The following is a 20,249-nucleotide window of genomic DNA, read 5'->3' on the forward strand; positions in this document are numbered from 1 at the left end:
GAGACCCCCGTGGAGACGAGCCGTGCGGGTGAGTACAGCCACGACCTGCACAGCTGTGTGCGCCTGCTTGTATCAAGTGGTGAGTACAAGATGTGTCCCGGCGGCACTTGTGTCAACCCCTTGATACAACTCGTTGCTGCAACGCCTCGCTGCAACGCCTCGCTACAAAGCCCCGGCGATCCGCCCCGTCACCTCACCCAGTCCCACCCGTGTCCCGCCCGCCCCCGGCGCCCATGCCGACAGCGTCACGACATCCCCGTCCTCCAGGAACGTCCGCTTGCCGTCCGGGAGTTCGAGGGCATCCCGCCCGTTCCAGGTCAGCTCCAGCAGGGAGCCGCGCTGAGTCTCGGCCGGACCGCTCACCGTGCCGGAGCCGTACAGGTCGCCGGTGCGCAGGGAGGCGCCGTTCACGGTCATGTGGGCCAACTGCTGAGCGGCCGTCCAGTACATGGTGGAGAAAGGAGGCTCGGACACCACATGTCCGTTGATGGCGACGGAGATCCGCAGGTCGTAGCCGCCGGGTTCCTCCTCCGCGTCGTCGAGATACGGCAGCAGCGCGTGTGTCCGCTCCGGCGGTGCCACTCGCGCTGCCTCCAGTGCGTCCAGTGGTGTGATCCACGCCGACACCGACGTGGCGAAGGACTTGCCGAGGAACGGCCCGAGAGGGACGTACTCCCAGGCCTGGATGTCGCGCGCGGACCAGTCGTTGAGCAGGCACAGCCCGAAGACGTGGTCCCGGAAGCCGCCAAGACCCACCGGCCGGCCCCGCTCCGAGGGTGCCCCGACCACGAAGCCGACCTCGGCCTCGATGTCCAGGCGGACGGAAGGGCCGAAGACGGGAGCCGCGTCCGTGGGGGCCTTCCGCTGGCCCGACGGGCGTACGACATCCGTGCCCGACACCACCACCGTGCCGGAGCGGCCGTGGTAACCGATCGGCAGGTGCTTCCAGTTGGGGGTCAGGGAGTCGGCGGCGTCCGGGCGGAAGATGCGGCCGACGTTCCGGGCGTGGTTCTCGGAGGCGTAGAAATCGACGTAGTCCGCGACCTCGAAGGGGAGGTGCAGGGATACGGATGAGAGCGGGTGGAACAGGGGCTCGATGACCTCGCGGTGGGACGGGACCGTCACCCACGCCGTCAGCGCGCGCCGGACGTCCGACCAGGCCGTGCTGCCCGCCGCAAGGAGCGGGTTGAGGGTCGGCCGCGCGAGCAGGGAGGCGTACGGCGAGCCGAGCGCGTGTGCCGCCGCGCCCGCGTCGAGGACGTGGTCGCCGAGGCGGACGCCGACGGTTCGCTCCTGCGAGCCGGTGGAGAAGATGCCGTAGGGAAGGTTGTGCGGACCGAAGGGGTCGCCTTCGGGGACATCGAAGGGGGGCATGGGGTGCTGCCTCACTCTCGTGCGTCGTTCCGTCTGTCAGGCCGTCTGTCAGGTGACCGGGATGTCATGTGGTCGCGCCACACGTTACGGCCGAGTTGCCTGTCCTGGGCAGGGTGGGCAGTGTCTAAAGAGTTCGCAATGTCCGAATAAGCCTTGTCGGAGGCGGCAATTCCGGCTTAGCGTCCTTTGGGGACGCGGGCGGGGTGGGTCCGGTCCATAGGGGGGACACGTGGGGGGACCCGTGGCCAGGAGCACCAGTGGGCTGCCATTCGCGACGAACCGGGATGTACCGGGCCTGATCGTCAAGTTCGGCGACTACCCGCTGCACCACGGCGGCGTGGGCGCCATCCGCAGTCTGGGCCGCCTCGGCGTCCCCATGTATGCGATCACGGAGGACCGTTACACGCCGGCGGCCGTCTCGCGTTATCTGCGCCGCGCGTTCGTCTGGCCGACGACCGGGACGGAGGAACCGGAGCGCCTTGTCGACGGTCTGCTGCGCATCGGCCACCGGATAGGGCGCCCCACCGTCCTCATCCCCACCGACGAGGAGGCCGCGGTCCTGATCGCCGAGCACCAGGACGAGCTCGGGGACCTCTTCCTCTTCCCGCGCGTCGACGCCGAACTCCCGCGCCGCCTCGCCAGCAAGCAGGACCTGCACGAACTCTGCGTGGAACACGGCATCCCCAGCCCGTCCGCCGCGTTCCCCGAGTCCTACGACGACATCGTCGCCTTCGCCGAGAAGGCCCGCTTCCCGGTGGTGGCGAAGAACCGCGAGGCGTTCGTACGACGTTCCCGGCCCGCCGTGAACGGGACGACGAGGATCGCCACCCGCGAGGGCCTCCTGACCCTCGCCCGCGACTGGGGCGAGCACCCCGGTGTGATCCTCCAGGAGTACCTGCCCAGGGAGTCGGCCGAGGACTGGATCGTGCACGCCTACTTCGACGCGGATTCGACCCCGCTCGCGATGTTCACGGGCGTGAAGGTCCGCTCCTGGCCGCCGCATGCCGGAATGACCGCGAATGCATACGTCGTCGACAATCCGGAACTCGCGGACCTCGCCGCACGTTTCATCAAACAGATCGGCTTCACCGGAATCATCGACCTCGACCTGCGCTTCGACCGGCGCGACGGACAGTACAAGCTCCTCGACTTCAACCCCCGCATGGGCGCCCAGTTCCGGCTCTTCGAGAACGAGTCGGGGGTGGACGTCGTCCGCGCCATGCACCTCGACCTGACCGGCCGCTCCGTCCCGGAGGGGGAACAGCGCGCCGGCCACCGGTACATCGTGGAGAACATCGACCTGCCCGCCCTTCTCGCCTACCGCCGCAGCGGCTATACGACGCCGCACGCGCCGACGCGGGCGAGCGGGACGGAGCTGGCCTGGCTCGCGGGTGACGACCTGCGGCCGTTCTTCACGATGCTCGCGCGCTTCGTGCGGCCGGGCGCGAAGCACCTGTATCAGCTGTGGCGGACCAACCGCCGCGGCGGCGGCACCAGCAGCGGTACCAGCAGTAGCTCCAGCACGAAGTGACGAATTGACGTCCTGGGGAGGGACTTCGTGATCCAACCGGTAGCAGTCATCGGCGCCGGACCGTTCGGCCTGTCCACCGCCGCGCATCTGCGGGCGCGCGGCCTACCCGTCCGCGTCTTCGGCGAACCCATGGTGAGCTGGCGCGACCACATGCCCGCCGGGATGCTCCTGAAGTCGACTCCGGTGGCCTCCAACATCGACGCCCCGCAGCGCGGCCACGCCCTCGTCGACTACTGCGACGCGGCGGGCATACCCAGGCTGGTCACGGACGAGGACATCATCCCGGTCGAGACCTTCATCGCCTACGGAGAGTGGTTCCAGCAGCGGCTGGTGCCCGAGCTGGAGCAGGTGCGGGTCGTGTCCGTGGACCGCAGGAGCGGGGGCGCCGGCTTCGAACTGAAGCTGGATTCGGGGGAGTTGTTCACGGCCCGGGCGGTCGTGGTGGCGACGGGCCTGTCCGGCCTCGCGCACCTGCCCCCGGAGCTCGCCGGAGCGGCGGCGGACGGACCCACCCCCACGGGCCCTGTCTCCCACAGTTCCCAGCACCACGACCTGAACCGGTTCGCCGGCCAGGAGCTGATCGTCGTCGGCGCGGGCCAGTCCGCGCTGGAGACGGCGGTGCTGGCCGCGGAGGCGGGCGCGCGGGTACGGGTGGTGTCCCGGGGCCGCGGCAGGGTCGCCTTCGGCTCACCCCCGTGGCAGCAGCCGAAACTGCGCCCGGAGTCACCGTTCGGGCGGGCCTGGTCGCTGTGGGCGCTGAGCTACTACCCGCATCCCTACCGCTACCTCCCGGCCGAGGCCCGCCACTACCTGGTCCGCCAGGTCCTCGGTCCGCTGGGCGCGTGGTGGCTGCGCGACCGCTTCGAGGGAAAGGTGCAGGTCAGTGAGGTCGCCCGGATCATACGGGCGGACGCGCCGGACGGCCGCCGCCCGACGCTGACGGTCACCGACCGCGCCGGCGGCACACAGGAATTGTCCGCCGACCACGTCATAGCGGCGACGGGCTACCGCGTCGACATCGTCGCCATGGATTTCCTCGGGCACGAGCTGCGCACCCGGCTCGCGGTGAGCCGCGGCACCCCGAAGCTCGGCGCCGGGTACATGTCGTCCGTACCCGGGCTGTACTTCACCGGGCTGCCGTCGGCGTCCTCGTACGGCCCGGTGATGCGCTTCGTGTGCGGCACGGAGTTCGCGTCACCGCGGCTGGCCAAGCACCTGGTGGCGGCACACGGGTAGGGGCACGCTCGCGGAAAGCGTCCCGGAAAACGTCCCGACGGTCTGTCACAACGACGGCCCCCGCTTCGTCAGTGGAGTGAGCAAGCAACCAGACCACTGACCCAGGAGGCAGCACCATGAAGGCACGGATGACGAACCCGGCGTACGTCCTTCCGACCGCGATGAAGGGAATCGGCAGTCTCGTTCAGGCGATCGGCGAGGGCGGGCTGTCGCAGGAGCTCGGGGAGGTCGTCGCGCTGCGCGCCAGCCAGATCAACGGGTGCAGCGCGTGTGTCCACGGGCATGTGCACAACCTGCGGAAGGCCGGCACGAGCGAGGACCGGATCGCGGCTGTGGCCGTCTGGCGCGAGGCGCCCTGGTTCACGGACGCGGAGCGCGCCGCACTGCAGTTGACCGAGGTGATGACGCGGCTCGCCGACCGTTCGCAGGACTCCGTGCCGGACGCCCTGTGGGACGAGATCGCCGACCACTTCGACGAGAAGGAACTGTCCGCGCTGATCCTCACGATCTCCCTCACGAACATGTTCAACCGCATCAACACCACCATCAGGGAGCCCGCGGGCACCACTTGGGGATGAACCGCGTGGGGCGGCCGGGACGGCAGTGAGCGTCGCTGTCGTCCGGTTCGCGCCGAGTCGGTGGGGCGTCCTGTCCGTATTCTCTGATCATGGCCGCACCCATCGCATATTCACTCATCGCCACTGACCTGGACGGAACGCTGCTGCGCGGCGACGACACCCTCTCCGACCGGTCCCTTTCCGTGCTGGCGAGGGTGGTTGAAGCCGGTGCGCAGCACCTCGTCGTGACCGGACGGCCGGCGCCGAGAGTGCGCCCGCTGCTCGATGACCTCGGCAGCGGGGGGCTCGCGGTGTGCGGGCAGGGCGCGCAGTTGTACGACGCCGGCGCGGACCGTCTGCTGTGGTCCGTCACCCTGGACCGGGAGTTGGCCGAGACCGCGCTGGGCAAGATCGAGGCCGAGGTCGGGCAGGTGTACGCGGCCGTCGACCAGGACGGCGTCGACGGGCTCACGCTCATCGAACCGGGGTATCTGATGCCCCATCCGACGCTGCCCGCGGTACAGGTCGGGAAGCGTGACGACCTCTGGGGCGAGCCCATCAGCAAGGTCCTGCTGCGCCACCCGTCCCTGTCCGACGACGAGTTGGCGTCGACGGCGCGCGGAGTGGTGGGTTCCCTCGCCACCGTCACGATGTCGGGGCCCGGGACCGTCGAACTCCAGCCATGCGGCATCACCAAGGCGACGGGGCTGGCGCTGGCGGCCCGGCACCTGGGCCTGAGCCCGGACCGGACGATCGCCTTCGGGGACATGCCCAACGACATCCCGATGTTCGACTGGGCCGCCCACGGCGTCGCCATGGCCAACGCCCATCCCGAACTCAAGGCGGTGGCCGACGAGATCACCCTGTCGAACGAGGACGACGGCATCGCCGTAGTCCTGGAAAGACTGTTCCCGCAGCTCTGAAACCCCCGAACCCCCGAAGCCCCGAAGGCCCGAAGGGCCCAAGGGGCGCGGGGAACTGCGCGACCAGCCACGACGAAGCCGCAGACGCAAGACGACACATCCCGGCACCACCCATCGCGGCTCTACCGGCGGAGCTAGTACGCCCCGTAGACGTTGTCGATCGAGCCGTACCGCGCCGCCGCGTAGTTGCAGGCCGCGGTGATGTTCGCGACCGGGTCGTAGGAGTCCCACGACGTGCCGGCCACGTGGTAGGCGTTGAAGGTCGGGTCGATCACCTGGAGCAGGCCCTTGGACGGGGTGCCGGCGGCCGCGTTGGAGTCCCAGTTGTTGATGGCGTACGGGTTGCCCGAGGACTCACGGATGACGTTGCGATAGATGCCGTCGTACGTCCCGGGGATTCCGTTCTGCGCCATGACCTGGAGGGAGGCCCGGATCCAGCCGTCGAGGTTGTTCGCGTATCCCAGCGAGGTGGCCGTGACCGTGGTCGTGGTGGCCGCGGACGCGGTGGTCGCGCCGATGAGCGGGAGGGCCAGTACGGCGGCTCCGGTGCCGAGGACGGCGAGCTTGCGGGCGAGGCGGTTGGGGCGCTTGAGACGGTATTGAGCGGCAGCGGGCATGGCGGATTTCCTCTCCGGCGCCTGCGAGGTGAGCTGTCGGGTGCGGGCTGGGAGGTGCCCGGCCGTGCCGCCGTAGAGCGACACGACTTAACCCCAAGCCGTACCGGTATGTCCGAAGACGTCCGGGTCCGGCGACTTACCTGGGTCCCCCGCTCCTGCCGTGCGAGTGGTCGTCGATGAGTGTGTGGCGAGCGGCGGCAGGATTCGGCGTTCCGCCCGACAGGCCGGGAACGTATGCGACAGCACATGTCCGGAACAAGTACCGGATTCACAGAACATGCCTGTTGACCTTGTTGTGAGGCTTATGCGGTGCTTGATCCTTTGCGGTCGCCAAGCCTCAATTGCCCATCGGCGCAAGGGGAGGGGCGGGTTCCGGTGCATGAAAGCGTGAATGCCCGTGAGTGACCCAACTCACGGGCGTTCGCAAGAGCGGCAAATCGGGCAATGAAGCCCAAGTAGTGGTTAACCGGCTGTCCGTGGGATCCGCTTCTCCCATGTCCGGTGAAAGACGACCTCGCCGCCCTCCGTGCAGACCACCTCGTTGGAGGTGACGAAGGCCGTCGCGTCGCAGGCGATCTCCGAGCGAGTGGTGACCGTCGTGTCCCAGGCCATCTCGGGGCGGTGCAGCCGGATCGACCAGTCCGAGCGGGTGCGGGCCGACAGGGGGTCCGACTCGTTGATCGTGTACGTCTCCAGCGCGTCCTCGGTGAATTCCAGACCGTCGGGGTACACGCGCGTACCGCCGTAGCGCGGGTCGACCTCCAGGCGCCACTCGCCCTTCGCGACATCGCGGACGACCAGTCGCTCGGGGCGCGGTTCGTCCAGCGTGGCCGGGTAGTTCACGCCGATCGGCTCCGCCTCCTCCGGTTCCTCGAAGCGGATCCCCGGCGTCAACTCGTGGTTTCGTACCGGCAGTTCCAGCGCACTGCCCGCCGGATCCAGCGTGAAGCCCGCCGCCGACTCCGGCTGGGGCCAGATCCACGGCCAGTACGCCGAGGAGACCGCGAGGCGGATGCGGTGCCCCGGCGGGAAGACGTGACCGATGCCGTTGAGCTCGAAGGTCACCTCCTCCGTGGCGCCCGGCGGCCACGCCACGGCCCGGTCGCGCCCCTGCCGCGCCGACAGGTTCAGCACACCCCGGGTGACCAGGGTCGACGAGCCGTCCGGCGCCACGTCGCAGACCCGGGCGACCACCTGGCCGCGCCCCACCTCCGACGTCAGCCGCAGCCGCACCCTCGGCCGCCCCAACACCCAGGCCTCCTCCGGCACTTCGAACTCGAAGCAGACCGACCTCGCGTCCTCGTCCCGCTGGTCCGGCGGCAGGTCGCCGTCGTTGCCGAAGGGAAAGAAGCGGCCCGCGTCGACGCCCGTGTGCATGGGGGAACGGACCGGAAGAGGGGCGCCCTGAAGGCCGTACGAGATGGTCGTGACGTTGGGGGAGGGCCAGGCCGGTTCGCCCACCCAGCGGCCCGGGAGGGTCTCGTAGACCGTCGCCGGGGGGTGCGAGTCGCTGATGTACGCGCGCAGGAGGGACTCGGACATGATGCCGGTGTCGATGCCCTTCAGGTGCTGGTCCCACCAGCGCAGGGTCTCCTGGAGGAAGCCGATCGCCGGGCCGGGCGGGAGGCCGCGGTCGGGGTACTGGTGCGACCAGGGGCCGATCAGGCCGCGTACGCGGTCCGGCGGGAGGTGTTCGACCAGGCGCAGGACCGTGTCGCGGTACGGGTCGTGCCAGCCGCCCACGGCCAGGACGGCGGCGTCGATCGCGCCGTAGTCCTCGCAGACGCTGCCGTGGCGCCAGTAGTCGTCCCGCGTCTGGTGGGCCAGCCAGGTGTGCAGGAAGGGGTCCACCCGCTCCAGGCGCTTGAGCCACATGTCGCGCCAGGACTCGCCGACGTAGTGCGGGTCGGGCGGCCGGGACACGAAGGCGAGCATGGTCGCCGCCCACGCGTGCATGTCCACGGCGAGGACGGAACCTCCCGTGTAGTGCACGTCGTTGTCATAGCGGTCGTCCGTCGAGCAGACCGTGACGATCGCCTTGAGCGGCTCGGGCGCGAGGGCCGCGATCTGGAGGGAGTTGAAGCCGCCCCAGGAGATGCCGAACATGCCGACCCGCCCGGAGCACCAGGGCTGCGCCGCCAGCCAGTTCACCACCTCGACCCCGTCGGCCAGCTCCTGCCCGTCGTACTCGTCGCCCGGCATGCCCTCGCTGTTGCCGTGCCCGCGGATGTCGACCCGGACGGAGGCGTAGCCGTGGCCCGCGTACCAGGGGTGGCGCTGGAAGTCGCGTGGGGCTGTCCAGTCGGTCAGGCGGTACGGGAGGTACTCCAGGAGCGCCGGCACGGGTTCGTCCGTCAGAGGGCGCCACACGCGCGCGTAGAGGAGTGTTCCTCCCCCACTGCCGAAAGCGTGGGAGGTGCCCCCAGCCAGCGGGATGACGAGGTCCTCGTGAGTGGTCTCGTAGGGGAAGGACGTACGGATGTGCATGCTCATCCCAGTTGCCTCAGTGGGCGGGTTGCCTCAGTGGACGGGGTGCATCGTGCGGCGCAGCCATGGGGCGGCGGCCATCACGGCGAGGCCCGCGGCGACCGCGATCTTGTTGGAGGCGTGCGGCTGGCCGTGGCCCATGCGGACCCAGAGCGCGGCCACGAAGGGCGCCAGACCCACCTCGAAGGCGCCCAGCGCGGAGGCGTACCAGCTGGCCGGGAAGTCGAGGCCGAGGATCGTCGTCTCGGCGTTCGAGGCGGCCAGCAGCGTCATCGTCGAGTACGCCTGGAAGAGGATGAAGTTGAAGACCGTAGAAGCCAGGAACAGGACGATGTACGGGCGCAGGCGGCCGCGTTCGGCGGGCGTCACGCGCGGGCTCCCGAACATCACCGCGAAGTAGACGACCGGGGCGATCACCGAGATGAGGGTGAGCAGGTCGACGAAGCGGTCCATGGTCAGCCAGCCGGCGGCGGCGAGGGCTGTCGCCACGACCGCTACGGCCATGACGCCCACGACGATCAGGCGGACCGCGCGGCGCATCGCTTCCGGAGCCAGGGCGAATTCGGCGGCGTTCCTGCGCCCGGCCAGGTGACGGCGGCCCGCGACGTACTGGATCAGGCCGAACGTCATGCCGATCGCGGCCGCCGAGAAACCCCTGTGCCAGCCCTGGCGGTCGCCGAGCCAGCCGGTGATCAGCGGGCCCGCGAAGGCGCCGATGTTGATCGCCATGTAGTAGAGCGCGAAAACGGCGTCACGGCGGTCGTCGTCGGTGCGGTAGAGCTTGCCGACCATGGTGGCCACGTTGGGCTTCAGCAGGCCGGTGCCCGCACTGATCAGCCCCAGGCCCGCCCAGGTCATGGTGGAGGTGGGGACAGCCATGCTGTAGTGGCCACAGGCGATCAGGATGCCGCCCCACAGAACCGCCCGGTACGAGCCGAGCATGCGGTCGGCCAGCCAGCCGCCCGCGACCGAGACGAGGTAGACCAGGGTGCCGTAGGCCGCGGAGACGGAGGCCGCGGTGCCGGAGGACATGCCCATGCCGCCGTTGGCGACGGTGTCGGCGAAGTAGAGGACGAGGATGGCCTGCATACCGAGGAACGAGAAGCGCTCCCAGACCTCCGGGCCGGAGAGCGTGAGCAGGCCCTTCGGCCGGCCGAAGAAGGCCTTGTCGTCCTCGGGCGGGGGCTGACCGCCGGGCTCGACATCCACCGTGGTTCGGGACACGGATCACTACTTCCCTGTAAGTCGATAAATGTCCGTTCTTATGGGCTGATCAGAAACATACCGGTCGTGATCCAATACCGCCCGGGGTGGACCGGTGGGCGGCCTCGGTGATCGAAACCGAACCGGATACGCTGACTTGAGTGAAGGCAGCGACCTATCGACATACCGCGTAACCGCCAGTAGACACCAGCAGACAGGAGACCCCTCGTGACCGTCGTCGGGCCGTTCGGGCTGAGCGTGCGGGACCAGGCTCTGGAAGCCGATGTCCAGGCCGGATTGGCGGCTGTCGAGGAGGGCCTGCTCGAAGCGACCAAGAGCGAGGTCCCCTTCATCACGGAGGCCGCCCAGCACCTCGTGCGCGCGGGCGGGAAGCGGTTCAGGCCGCTGCTCGTGATGCTCGCCGCGCAGTTCGGGGATCCGTACGCGCCGGGGGTCGTGCCGTCGGCGGTGGTGGTGGAGCTGACCCACCTCGCGACGCTGTACCACGACGACGTGATGGACGAGGCGGCCGTGCGGCGCGGGGTGCCCAGCGCCAACATCCGCTGGGGCAACTCGGTCGCGGTCCTCACCGGGGACTTTCTGTTCGCCCGTGCCTCGCACACGCTGGCCGACCTCGGGCCGGAGGCGGTGCGGGTGCAGGCCGAGGCGTTCGAGCGGCTCGTGACCGGGCAGATCCTGGAGACGGCGGGGCCGTCCGACGGGCGGGATCCCGTCGACCACTACCTCGATGTGCTCGGCGGCAAGACCGGATCGCTGGTCGCCGTGTCGTGCCGGTTCGGGGCGATGATGTCCGGGGCCGACGAGACGGTTGTGGATGTGCTGACGCAGTACGGCGAGCGGCTCGGGGTCGCCTTCCAGCTCGCGGACGACGTGCTGGACATCGCGTCCGACTCGCACGAGTCCGGGAAGACGCCGGGGACGGATCTTCGGGAGGGGATCCCGACGTTGCCGGTGCTGCGGCTGCGGGAGCGGGCGGCTCGGTTGGGGCTTGCGGAGGACATCGCGCTGTGTGAGCTGCTGGATTCCGATCTGAGTGACGATGCGCGGCTCTCCGAGGCGTTGGCGGGGCTGCGGGCGCATCCCGCGTTGGAGCAGGCTCGGCGGGACACCGTGCGGTATGCGGAGGAGGCTCGGTCGGCTCTTGCTCCGCTCCGGGAGTGTGATGCCAAGGCGGCGCTGGTGGAGTTGTGCGACGCGGTGGTCCATCGGGCCGGGTGATTTCGCCCCCTCCGCCCCTTCCCGTCCCGTCCCTGGGGGCTGCGCCCCCAGCCCCCCTTTCGGCCCTGAACGGGCCTTGTCCTCAAACGCCGGACGGGCTGGAAGGTGTGACGTAGGTCACGATTGTGGGCTGAGTTCAATCTCGGATTTCTTCCGTATCCATGCCGGAAGCCGACGCAGGGGGCGTCGGCCGCAAAAACGGGAGAAAAAAGAATGCGTAAGAGCCTGGCCGTCACCGCTGCCGTTCTGGCCGTCGCCGGTGGTGTCGCCGCCTCAGTGACTCCCGCCTTCGCCGCCGAAGACACCGGCACCGCCACCATCCTGGCCACCAGCCTCAGCGGCGCCAACGAGGTGCCCGTCGGGGACGAGGATGGGGCCGCGCTGGAGTTCGTCAAGGTCGAGGGGGACAAGGTGTCCGTCGCCGTGAAGTGGCGCGGCATCGGCAAGCCGACCTCGCTGCACATTCACCAGGGCGCCAAGGGCACCAACGGCGGCGTCAAGATCGACTTCAGCAAGGTGCTCACCGGCAAGAAGGGCAAGGGTCACACCGTCACCGGGACCGTCAAGGTCGAGGACGCCGCCCTGCTCGAATCGCTGACCTCCGACCCCGGTTCCTTCTACGCCAACCTGCACACGGCCGAGTTCCCGGGCGGTGCCGTCCGCGGTCAGCTGCACAAGGTCACCGTCGCCGCCTTCGACTTCCGCGACGCCCTGCACAACTTCCAGGCGTCGGTGATCAAGGGCAAGCAGATCTACGAGTGCAAGGCGGTCGAGGGCGGCGGCTACGCCTTCGGTCAGCGGGACGTCAGTGCCGTGCTCGCCGGACGTATCGCGCACTCCTTCGTGGCGCCCAACTCCGGTACCCCGCAGTGGATCGCGCCCGACGGCAGCGCGGTCACCGGCGCGGTCCTCACCAGGACGCCCAACGGCACGGGGAACATCCCGGAGCTCGACATCAAGGCCACCCAGTCCGGCAAGGACCGCGGGCTGCTCGCCCACGCCACCGAGATCCTGCGCCTGAACACCGTCGGCGGCGTCGCCCCGGCCGGCTCCTGTACGCCGGGCGACATCGTCGGCGTGCCGTACCAGGCCGACTACGTGTTCCTGCAGGGCTGAGGCGGTAGTTCGGCCCTTCGCGCAGACAGGCGGCGCCTCCCCCACGTACCAACCCCTACGGGTTGGGGGAGGCGCCGCCTCCTCATGTCATCCCGTGGGTGTACGCGGAGTTGAGCCCGCGGTCTGACGTTTCCCGGCGGCCGATTTGGTCAACTGGAGACCACGGGAAACACCACTCCTCGCCGATTCGGGTGAGAATGGCGGCTCAGGGTGGGACGAGTTCGACGAGTTCGAGGACGCGAGTCGAGAGGTACAGCCGCCGCCGACGACGGAGGTAAGGCACACATGGCACCGTACGAATCCGACGACAGCACCAGCGCCGGGGAGGTCGACGACCTCCGGGCCGGGCGGCGCACAGCGGCGCGATACGTCGTTCCGGTCACCGTGATGGGAGTGGCGGCGGCAGCCATCGGGCTCGTCCCGGCGCTGGCCGACTCCGGCGACCCCGACCTGCCGAAGATCACCGCACAGCAACTCATCGAGAAGATCGCCGATTCGGGCGTGGAGCAGCTGTCCGGCACGGTGAAGATCAGCACCGATCTGGGTCTGCCCGACCTCGGCGGGCTGGAGAGCAGCCTGGGCTCCGGGCTCGCGCAGTCCGGGGGCGACGGATCGTCCGCCGATCCGACGTCCAAGCTCATGGAGCTGGCCACCGGCACGCACACCGTGCGCGTCGCGGCCGACGGCCCGGAGAAGACGAAGATCTCGCTGCTGGAGGACGCCGCCGAGTACAGCCTCATCCACAACGGCAAGGACGTCTGGGGCTACGACAGCGAGTCCAACGAGGTCTACCACGCCACCGTCTCCGACAGCGCGGCGAAGGACGGGGCGGACGAGGCTCCGGCCACGCCCAAGGACCTCACCGAGGAAGCCCTCAAGTCGGTCGACGACACCACCTCCGTCACCGTCGACGGCACCGTGCAGGTCGCGGGCCGGGACGCCTACAAGCTGCTCATCAAGCCGAAGCAGTCCGGTTCCACGGTCGGTGCGATCAGCGTGGCCGTGGATGCCAAGACGGGGCTGCCACTGAAGTTCACGCTGACCCCGGCGAGCGGCGGTGCCGCGGTCGTGGACGCGGGCTTCACCCAGGTCACCTTCGCCAAGCCGGCCGCGTCGACCTTCGACTTCACCCCGCCCAAGGGCGCGAAGGTGACGGAGGACGGCGAGATCGCGGCCGGGGACCACTCCGACAAGGCTGACAAGACCGACAGGTCCGGCGCGGAGATGTCCGAGGGCCTCGAAGGGCTCAAGGTCATCGGCGAGGGCTGGAACTCCGTCGCCACCTTCGACACCGGCGGCGAGGGCATGCCCTCCGGCTCCGAGGTCGGCGGCCAGTTCGGCGGCTTCCTCGACTCGCTCGGCGACAAGGTGAGCGGCAAGTTCGGCTCGGGCACGGTCTTCAAGACCCGCCTGGTCAACGCCCTGATCACCGACGACGGCAAGGTCTACGTCGGCACGGTCACCAAGGACGCCCTGGTGAAGGCGGCCAACGCGGGGAAGTAAGAACGGTCGGCAGCGGCCGGTAAGTACCGTACGAGCACTGCGAATACGACGAATCGGGGGAGCCGATGGGCGAACCGTCCGCCACGGAGCAGCAGGAGAGTGACGCGGCCGGCAGTGTCAGCGACGTAGGCGACGCTGTCATCCACACCCGCGGGCTCACCAAGCGATTCCGCGGCGGGCAGCTCGCCGTCGACGGTCTCGACCTGACCGTCCCGGCGGGCAGCGTCTTCGGCTTCCTCGGTCCCAACGGCTCCGGCAAGACCACCACCATCCGCATGCTGATGGGCCTCATCGCGCCCACATCCGGCACGGCACGCGTACTGGGGCGCCCCATGCCCCGCTCCTCGCGCGCCGTGCTGCCGCATGTCGGCGCCCTCATCGAGGGCCCCGCCCTGTACGGCTTCCTCTCCGGCCGCGACAACCTCATCCGCTACGACGCCGCCGACCCGACCGCCGACCCGCGCACCCGGCGTATCCGCGTCGCGGCCGCGCTGGACCGGGTGGGCCTGACGGCCGCCGCGGGCAAGAAGGCGAAGGCGTACTCCCTGGGGATGAAGCAACGCCTTGGACTGGCCGCGGCCCTGCTCCAGCCGCGCCGACTGCTCGTGCTCGACGAGCCGACCAACGGGCTCGACCCGCAGGGCATGCGCGAAATCCGCTCCCTGGTCAGGGAGTTGGCGTCCGACGGCACGACCGTCTTCCTCTCCTCCCACCTCCTGGACGAGATCGAGCAGGTCTGCACGCACGCGGCCGTGATGGCACAGGGGCGGCTCATCATCCAGGGCGCGGTCGCGGACCTGGCGGCGGGCGCGCGGGGCCGGCTGGTCGTCACGACCCCGGACACGGGGGAGGCGGCGCGGGTACTGAAGGAGCAGGGGACGTCGGACGTGGTCATCACCGAGGACAGGGTGACCACAGAGCCACCGGACCGCGAACTGGCCGACCTGAACGCCGCGTTGGTGAAGGCAGGCGTCCGCGTCAGAGGCTTCGGAGTCGAACGAGCCTCACTGGAAGACGCCTTCGTGGCCCTGACGGGGGAGGGCTTCGATGTCGCAGGTTGAGTCGCAGGTCGAGCTGGTCGGGTCCAGTGAGGCGCCCGATCTCCAAGTGCCTCGTAAGGCAAGCCCGTTGTGGACCCTCGGGCTCTTCCGCAGCGAGCTCGTCACGACCTTCAGGCGCTGGCGGACCCTCGCGCTGCTCGGCGTGCTGGCCGCCGTGCCGGTCCTGGTCGGGATCGCCGTGAAGATCGAGACGGGCGACGACGGTTCGGGCGGGGGCCCGGGCGGGGGCGGCGGAGGCCAGGGCCCGGCCTTCATCTCGCAGATCACCAACAATGGGCTGTTCCTCGTGTTCACCGCGCTGGCCGCGACCCTCCCGTTCTTCCTGCCGATGGCGATCGGCGTCATAGCGGGCGACGCGATCGCGGGCGAGGCCAACGCGGGCACGCTCCGCTATCTCCTGGTCGCACCCGCCGGCCGTACCCGCCTCCTGCTCACCAAGTACGCGACGACGATGACCTTCTGCCTGGTCGCCACCCTCGTGGTCGCGGTCTCGGCGCTGGCGGTCGGCGCCATCCTCTTCCCACTCGGTGATCTGACGACCATCTCCGGCACCCGGATCAGCTTCGCCGAGGGCCTGGCCCGGGCCCTGTTGATCGCCCTGGTCGTCGCCGCCTCACTGGTCGGTGTCGCGGCGCTCGGCCTGTTCATCTCGACGCTGACCAACAGCGGCATCGCGGCGATGGCGACCACCGTAGGCCTGCTGATCACCATCCAGATCCTCGACCAGATACCCCAACTCCACGCGATACAGCCGTACTTCTTCTCCCACTACTGGCTGTCCTTCGCCGACCTCATGCGCGAACCGGTCTACTGGGACGACCTGGTCAAGAACCTCGGCCTGCAAGGCCTGTACGCGGCGGTGTTCGGTTCGGCGGCCTGGGCGCGGTTCTCGGCGAAGGACATCACGACGTAAGAGCTAGGCCTCCTCGTGCGGGAAGCGGGCGAGCGGTGCCTCCTGCGCGAAGAACGTCTTCGCGCGTGTCAGCGCCTCCGTGTCCTTCAGCACGTCGCCGGCCTTGCTGCCGTTGCCGAGCAGGACCCCGCCGAAGCGCATCTTCATGTACGCGGCCGAGTTGTTGAGCGTGCCGATCAGCGGGGCCGCGACCGCCGGCTCGTCGTCCGCGAGGACGGTGACGCCCCAGAGGGTACGCCTGGCCAGGGTCGCCTTGAAGTCGATGCCCGGGGTGCGCAGCCAGCCCGACCAGTAGTCCAGGTAGCGCTTGGTCTGGCCGGACACCGAGTACCAGTACAGCGGCGACACGATCACGATGTCCGTCGCCGCGAGCGTGGCGTCGAGGAGCAGTGCCGCGGGCCCTTCGTGGGGTCGGACGTGATCGCTGTCGTGCCGCAGGTCCTGGAAGTCGGGGGGCGCGAGCGTGGAGAGGTCCAGCCACTGCTGCTCCACGTCCGGGGGCAGCTGCTCGGCGGCGTGACGGGCGAGCAGCTCGGTGTTGCCCTCGCGGCGGGCGCTGCCCAGTACGAACAGGAAACGGCGGTTCATGGCATCCCCCAGATGATGGGCGTACGAGGATTGCACGCATGTGCATTATATGCGCGCGCATTCATCTGTCCAGGGGGATATCCGCGGCCCCGTCTACCTGCCCGTGAGGCGGGCCAGCGGCTGCGTCTCGCGGGGTGGCCGGCCGCTGAGGTCGTTGATGCGCCAGGCCGGTACCCACGGGACGCGGTAGACGTCTATGAGCGACTCGATCAGCTTCATCTGCTCGGCGAGTTGACGCGGCAGCCGCCCGGGCGCGTCCACGACGAGCACGACGGCGTCGAGGTCGAGCCCCGGTGGCGCCTCCCCCCGCCGGAACACCTCCAGGGTGCGCAGCACGGACGCCAGCCCGGCGGCATGCGTCCGCGCGACGAGCAGTACCGAGGTCGGGTCCTGGGGCCCGGGCCAGTCACGTCCGCAGTCGTGACCGCCGTAGACGGCGGCGAGCGTGGTGGCGCCCGCGCCGCCGTGGGTGGCGACCCAGGAGAACTGCCGTGCGGAGGGCGAGGCGGCTCGGCCGGAGGCCCCGTCGAGTCCTACCGGTCCGGCCTGTCCGTCCGGTCCCTCCGGATTTACCGGTCCGCGGAGCCAGATCTCCGGACCCTGTCGCGCGTCCGTCCCCATGGCGCTCTCCTTACTCGTCGTCCCCGATCATCACGGCTGCGGACATGATCGCGTCATGGGGAATCGGCAGCTGGGACGAGCCTGTGACGCTGTGGTGACGTGAGTACCAGGAGGGGGCGGGGAGACTCGACAGTACGGGTACGACACCTGTACGAGACGATCTTGACGCCGGGGAGCGGAAGCCCGACGGTCGGAGGGAGCACCATGGAACCCGAACACGCCGTGCGCCGCCCGACCGACGCATCCGAGTGAGGGAACCGATGTCTCGACTCAGCCGCGAGCAGAAGCGGGAACAGAAGCGAGCCGCCCGTTCCGCGACCCCCGCGGTCGCGCCGATCGACGTCCACGTGCCACGCGGCGCGGGCCCGGGCGCCGGCAGCGCGTCGCTCGGTGGCGTCCCCGTCGTCGCGGCGTCCGGCGAGGAGATCCAGCACGCCGTCCTGAACCACCTCCACCGCATCGCCCTCGCCACCGGCCGCCCCGTCCTCGCCAACATCCACGACGAGCGCATCGGCTACGTCGTTCCGCTCCAGGTGGACCCGGACGGCACCAGCAGCTTCACGGGGGAGCCGGCGCCGATGGGAGCGCCGGGCGAGACGCCGGCGGCCCGGCCCGAGCCGGCGGGACCGCCACCGCCCCCGGCACTGCTGCCGCCGCCCCCGCCCGCACCCACGCCGGCTTTGCCGCCCGGGGTGCCCGCAGGGGCCGTAGAGCCGCAGGGGGCGCGAGAAGTGCGGGAGCCGCAGGATGCGCCGGCGCCGAAGTGGGCGGCGCCCGAGGTGGGGTCGGGGGTGCGTCCGGCGCCGCAGTTGGAGCCGGTGCGGGAAGCGGCTCCGACGTTCCGGTTCCGGGCGTTGGCGGAGCCGAAGCAGTTGGGGGAGGCCTCGCCCACGTTTCCGCTGCGGACGGTGGCGGAATCGGTTCAGGACGTGGCGCCGGGTACGGTCCAGGCGCCGACGGGCGAGTTCGGCCCGCCGCCGGTCATGGACGCGAGGCCGGACGTGGCTCCGGCACCGCTGCCGTTGCCGCTGCCCGTTGCCACTCCTGCACCCACTCCCGCTCCGGTCCGCGATCCCGAACTCGGCCTGGACCGCGAGCCGGACCCCACCCCGACCCCGGCCCGTGGCTTCGACGCGGTGGCCGAGGCCCTTCTCGGGGACGAGCCGATGACCGCCACCGGAGAAGGCGCCGCGTTCCTCACCGAGCCGCTGGCGCGGATCAACGAGGCCGTGCAGGCGGGCCGGATCGAGGCGGCCTCGGAGTTGGCCGAGCGGACCGTGACGGACGCGTCCGGGGCGCTGGGGCCGGAGCACCCCGAGGTGCTCCGGCTGCGCGAACTCACCGCGTACATCGCCTACTTGAACGACGAACCCCTCCACGCCTTCCGGCTCTCCGTGGACGTGGCCAGGATCCGCCGCCGCGCGCTGGACGCCGATGCCGCGTACGGCAACATCCAGAGCGCGGCCGCCGCCTGGCGCGCGGTGCGCGACCCGGAGCAGGGGCTCGACCTCGGCCGTGAACTGATCGGCCTGTGGACCGAGTTGACGGCCGAGGAAGGCCCCGCGGCCGACGAGATCGAGAAACTGGAGTCGGCGCGGGCGCGGATGGGCCGGCTGGCTGAGCGCGCCCGCAAGTCGGGTTCGTAGACGGGGAGTTGCGGACGGGGGAGTTGCGGCCTTACTGCGACAACTGCCACACCGCGTAGGCGATGGCGTCGCTGTTGCGGTCCAGCGCGGTGTCGTTGATGTTGGACGTCGTGTCGCAGGAGGAGTGGTAGCAGCGGTCGAAGGCCAGCCCCGACGTACCGCCCCACTTGGTCGCCTGCGCGGTCGTCTTCGTGTAGTCGGCGCCGCTGAACAGGCCGCCGACCGGGACGCCCACGTTCTTGAAGGGCGCGTGGTCGCTGCGGCCGTCGCCCTCGGTCTCGATCTCGGTCGCGATGCCGAGGCCCGCGTAGTAGTCCTTGAAGGTCTGCTCGATCGTCGGGTCGTCGTCGTAGACGAAGTAGCCGGGGTTCGGCGAGCCGATCATGTCGAAGTTCAGATAGCCGCTGATGCGTGAACGGTTCGCGGTGGAGAGGTTGTTGACGTAGTAGCGCGAGCCGACCAGGCCCAGCTCCTCCGCGCCCCACCAGGCGAAACGCAGATGCTTTGTGGGCTGGAAGCCGGCGCGGGAGACGGCGAGCGCGGTCTCCAGGACCGCCGCCGAACCGGACCCGTTGTCGTTGATCCCGGCCCCGGACGTGACGCTGTCCAGGTGGGAGCCGGACATGACGACCTGGTCGGTGTCACCGCCGGGCCAGTCGGCGATCAGGTTGTAGCCGGTGCGGCTTGAGGACGTGAACTGCTGGATGGTGGTGGTGAATCCGGCGGCGTCCAGCTTGGCCTTCACATAGTCGAGGGAGGCCTTGTAGCCGGTGCGGCCGTGCGCGCGGTTGCCGCCGTTGGCGGTGGCGATGGACTGCAGCTGGGTGAGATGGGCCTTGACGTTGGCCACGGGGATGTCGGGCGCGGCGACCGCTACGACGGGCTCGGACGCGGGTGCCGCGCCGGCTATGGATCCGCCGGCCAGCAGCGTGAGGGCCGCGACGACGGCAGCCGTCGTCGTACGCCCGGAAACGGAGAGCTTCATGTGGGGGGCTCCGAATTCCTTGGGAATCACAGGGATTCCACAGTGAATGGGGTGCCAGGATCGTGAAGCTGAGGCCAACTCTCCGTCAAGAGCGCTATTTGGACAGGGAGTTCGAATAGCGGTGCAGGGTCTGTGGGTGGGGCGGCTGCTACTGCACGCAGAACTCGTTCCCCTCCGGATCGGCCATCACCACCCACTCGCCGCCCGGCTCCTTCACCTCCCGCACCACACTCGCCCCCAGCCCCACCAGCCGCGCGACCTCACCCGAGCGCCGCTCCCCGCCCACATGCAGATCGAGATGCAGCCGGTTCTTGACGGTCTTCGCCTCCGGCACCCGCTGGAACAGCAGCCGCCGCCCCAGCCCGGTCCCGCTGTCCTTGTCGTACGGGTCGTCCGGATGCCGTACGGCGATCAGGTCCCGGAAGGCCGGGCGGCCATGGAACTCGACGGTGGCCGCACCCGGCAGCGCGCCGAGCTCCAGCAGCCGTTCGACGAGCGCGCTGTTGTCCTCGGCCTCGTAGTGGAGCGCGGCGGCCCAGAAGTCGGCCTGGGTGTGCGGGTCGCCGGCGTCGATGACGAGCTTCCAGTGCAGGGGCGTGGGTGTGGGTGTCTGCGTCATGGCAACCACTCTTAGTGGCTACGGGAGCGA

The 20,249-nt window shown here is 69.9% G+C and carries 17 protein-coding genes, 1 pseudogene and 1 riboswitch; of the genes and pseudogenes, 10 read left to right on the forward strand and 8 right to left on the reverse strand.

The annotated features are described in order from the left end of the window. Positions 1 to 162 precede the first annotated feature (162 nt). Complete coding sequence (gene fahA / locus AC5DRG_RS31440; protein ID WP_491802853.1) at positions 163 to 1,374, reverse strand: fumarylacetoacetase; 1,212 nt, start codon at positions 1,372 to 1,374, stop codon at positions 163 to 165. Between the two features lie 241 nt (positions 1,375 to 1,615). Between fahA and AC5DRG_RS31445 the strand changes: the two genes are divergently transcribed. From AC5DRG_RS31445 to AC5DRG_RS31460, 4 genes are all read left to right on the forward strand, one after another. Continuing rightward, the gene (locus tag AC5DRG_RS31445; RefSeq protein ID WP_491802854.1) at positions 1,616 to 2,905 is read left to right on the forward strand and encodes a carboxylate--amine ligase; all 1,290 of its coding nucleotides are present in this window, start codon (positions 1,616 to 1,618) and stop codon (positions 2,903 to 2,905) included. A gap of 27 nt (positions 2,906 to 2,932) precedes the next feature. After that, the gene (locus AC5DRG_RS31450) at positions 2,933 to 4,141 is read left to right on the forward strand and encodes an NAD(P)-binding domain-containing protein (RefSeq protein ID WP_491802855.1); all 1,209 of its coding nucleotides are present in this window, start codon (positions 2,933 to 2,935) and stop codon (positions 4,139 to 4,141) included. Between the two features lie 116 nt (positions 4,142 to 4,257). Continuing rightward, on the forward strand, positions 4,258 to 4,719 hold the full coding sequence (locus tag AC5DRG_RS31455; protein WP_491802856.1) for a carboxymuconolactone decarboxylase family protein: 462 nt from the start codon (positions 4,258 to 4,260) through the stop codon (positions 4,717 to 4,719). A gap of 89 nt (positions 4,720 to 4,808) precedes the next feature. Next, on the forward strand, positions 4,809 to 5,621 hold the full coding sequence (locus AC5DRG_RS31460) for an HAD family hydrolase (protein ID WP_491802857.1): 813 nt from the start codon (positions 4,809 to 4,811) through the stop codon (positions 5,619 to 5,621). Positions 5,622 to 5,755: 134 nt separating this feature from the next. Here the strand turns inward: AC5DRG_RS31460 and AC5DRG_RS31465 are convergent, their stop codons facing one another. From AC5DRG_RS31465 to AC5DRG_RS31475, 3 genes and pseudogenes are all read right to left on the reverse strand, one after another. Beyond that, entirely contained in the window at positions 5,756 to 6,238 is a 483-nt protein-coding gene (locus tag AC5DRG_RS31465; RefSeq protein WP_491802858.1) for a transglycosylase SLT domain-containing protein, read from the reverse strand. 3 nt (positions 6,239 to 6,241) lie between these two features. Further along, a riboswitch (cyclic di-AMP (ydaO/yuaA leader) is annotated at positions 6,242 to 6,421 on the reverse strand. Positions 6,422 to 6,700: 279 nt separating this feature from the next. Beyond that, positions 6,701 to 8,725 carry a CocE/NonD family hydrolase gene (locus AC5DRG_RS31470; RefSeq protein ID WP_491813215.1) on the reverse strand — a complete coding sequence of 675 codons (2,025 nt, stop codon included), beginning with the start codon at positions 8,723 to 8,725 and terminating at the stop codon, positions 6,701 to 6,703. 51 nt (positions 8,726 to 8,776) lie between these two features. Next, a pseudogene (locus AC5DRG_RS31475) lies at positions 8,777 to 9,949 on the reverse strand (peptide MFS transporter); the annotation flags it as partial. A gap of 207 nt (positions 9,950 to 10,156) precedes the next feature. Between AC5DRG_RS31475 and AC5DRG_RS31480 the strand changes: the two are divergent. From AC5DRG_RS31480 to AC5DRG_RS31500, 5 genes are all read left to right on the forward strand, one after another. Beyond that, on the forward strand, positions 10,157 to 11,167 hold the full coding sequence (locus AC5DRG_RS31480) for a polyprenyl synthetase family protein (protein WP_491802859.1): 1,011 nt from the start codon (positions 10,157 to 10,159) through the stop codon (positions 11,165 to 11,167). Between the two features lie 213 nt (positions 11,168 to 11,380). Then, positions 11,381 to 12,283, forward strand: a complete 903-nt coding sequence (locus tag AC5DRG_RS31485) for a CHRD domain-containing protein (protein ID WP_491802860.1) — start codon at positions 11,381 to 11,383, stop codon at positions 12,281 to 12,283. 285 nt (positions 12,284 to 12,568) lie between these two features. Next, a complete protein-coding gene (locus AC5DRG_RS31490) occupies positions 12,569 to 13,786 on the forward strand; it encodes a LolA family protein (protein ID WP_491802861.1) in 1,218 nt (405 codons plus the stop codon). 65 nt (positions 13,787 to 13,851) lie between these two features. Further along, on the forward strand, positions 13,852 to 14,847 hold the full coding sequence (locus AC5DRG_RS31495; protein ID WP_491802862.1) for an ABC transporter ATP-binding protein: 996 nt from the start codon (positions 13,852 to 13,854) through the stop codon (positions 14,845 to 14,847). After that, entirely contained in the window at positions 14,834 to 15,760 is a 927-nt protein-coding gene (locus AC5DRG_RS31500) for an ABC transporter permease (RefSeq protein ID WP_491802863.1), read from the forward strand. The genes AC5DRG_RS31495 and AC5DRG_RS31500 overlap by 14 nt, the downstream gene beginning before the upstream one ends. 3 nt (positions 15,761 to 15,763) lie before the next feature. On the opposite strand, the gene AC5DRG_RS31505 is transcribed toward AC5DRG_RS31500, so the two are convergent. Next, positions 15,764 to 16,348, reverse strand: a complete 585-nt coding sequence (locus AC5DRG_RS31505) for a flavodoxin family protein (protein WP_491813216.1) — start codon at positions 16,346 to 16,348, stop codon at positions 15,764 to 15,766. Positions 16,349 to 16,441: 93 nt separating this feature from the next. Then, entirely contained in the window at positions 16,442 to 16,969 is a 528-nt protein-coding gene (locus tag AC5DRG_RS31510) for a DUF6668 family protein (protein WP_491802864.1), read from the reverse strand. A gap of 260 nt (positions 16,970 to 17,229) precedes the next feature. On the opposite strand from AC5DRG_RS31510, the gene AC5DRG_RS31515 reads away from it, so the two are divergent. Then, positions 17,230 to 18,615, forward strand: coding sequence for a tetratricopeptide repeat protein (locus AC5DRG_RS31515; protein ID WP_491802865.1), 1,386 nt, complete (start codon positions 17,230 to 17,232; stop codon positions 18,613 to 18,615). Between the two features lie 31 nt (positions 18,616 to 18,646). On the opposite strand, the gene AC5DRG_RS31520 is transcribed toward AC5DRG_RS31515, so the two are convergent. Further along, complete coding sequence (locus AC5DRG_RS31520) at positions 18,647 to 19,600, reverse strand: M28 family metallopeptidase (protein WP_491802866.1); 954 nt, start codon at positions 19,598 to 19,600, stop codon at positions 18,647 to 18,649. A 148-nt stretch (positions 19,601 to 19,748) separates the two neighbouring features. After that, entirely contained in the window at positions 19,749 to 20,219 is a 471-nt protein-coding gene (locus AC5DRG_RS31525) for a VOC family protein (protein ID WP_491802867.1), read from the reverse strand. Between the last annotated feature and the right edge of the window lie 30 nt (positions 20,220 to 20,249).

The sequence above is a fragment of the Streptomyces sp. JLBG701 genome (genome assembly GCF_058544905.1).

Coding starts and splice junctions, on each gene's coding strand:
- fahA (WP_491802853.1), bottom strand. CDS start 1,374: ATGCCCCCCTTCGATGTCCCCGAAGGCGACCCCTTCGGTCCGCACAAC.
- AC5DRG_RS31455 (WP_491802856.1), top strand. CDS start 4,258: ATGAAGGCACGGATGACGAACCCGGCGTACGTCCTTCCGACCGCGATG.
- AC5DRG_RS31460 (WP_491802857.1), top strand. CDS start 4,809: ATGGCCGCACCCATCGCATATTCACTCATCGCCACTGACCTGGACGGA.
- AC5DRG_RS31465 (WP_491802858.1), bottom strand. CDS start 6,238: ATGCCCGCTGCCGCTCAATACCGTCTCAAGCGCCCCAACCGCCTCGCC.
- AC5DRG_RS31470 (WP_491813215.1), bottom strand. CDS start 8,725: ATGCACATCCGTACGTCCTTCCCCTACGAGACCACTCACGAGGACCTC.
- AC5DRG_RS31485 (WP_491802860.1), top strand. CDS start 11,381: ATGCGTAAGAGCCTGGCCGTCACCGCTGCCGTTCTGGCCGTCGCCGGT.
- AC5DRG_RS31490 (WP_491802861.1), top strand. CDS start 12,569: ATGGCACCGTACGAATCCGACGACAGCACCAGCGCCGGGGAGGTCGAC.
- AC5DRG_RS31495 (WP_491802862.1), top strand. CDS start 13,852: ATGGGCGAACCGTCCGCCACGGAGCAGCAGGAGAGTGACGCGGCCGGC.
- AC5DRG_RS31500 (WP_491802863.1), top strand. CDS start 14,834: ATGTCGCAGGTTGAGTCGCAGGTCGAGCTGGTCGGGTCCAGTGAGGCG.
- AC5DRG_RS31505 (WP_491813216.1), bottom strand. CDS start 16,348: ATGAACCGCCGTTTCCTGTTCGTACTGGGCAGCGCCCGCCGCGAGGGC.
- AC5DRG_RS31510 (WP_491802864.1), bottom strand. CDS start 16,969: ATGGGGACGGACGCGCGACAGGGTCCGGAGATCTGGCTCCGCGGACCG.
- AC5DRG_RS31515 (WP_491802865.1), top strand. CDS start 17,230: ATGTCTCGACTCAGCCGCGAGCAGAAGCGGGAACAGAAGCGAGCCGCC.
- AC5DRG_RS31520 (WP_491802866.1), bottom strand. CDS start 19,600: ATGAAGCTCTCCGTTTCCGGGCGTACGACGACGGCTGCCGTCGTCGCG.
- AC5DRG_RS31525 (WP_491802867.1), bottom strand. CDS start 20,219: ATGACGCAGACACCCACACCCACGCCCCTGCACTGGAAGCTCGTCATC.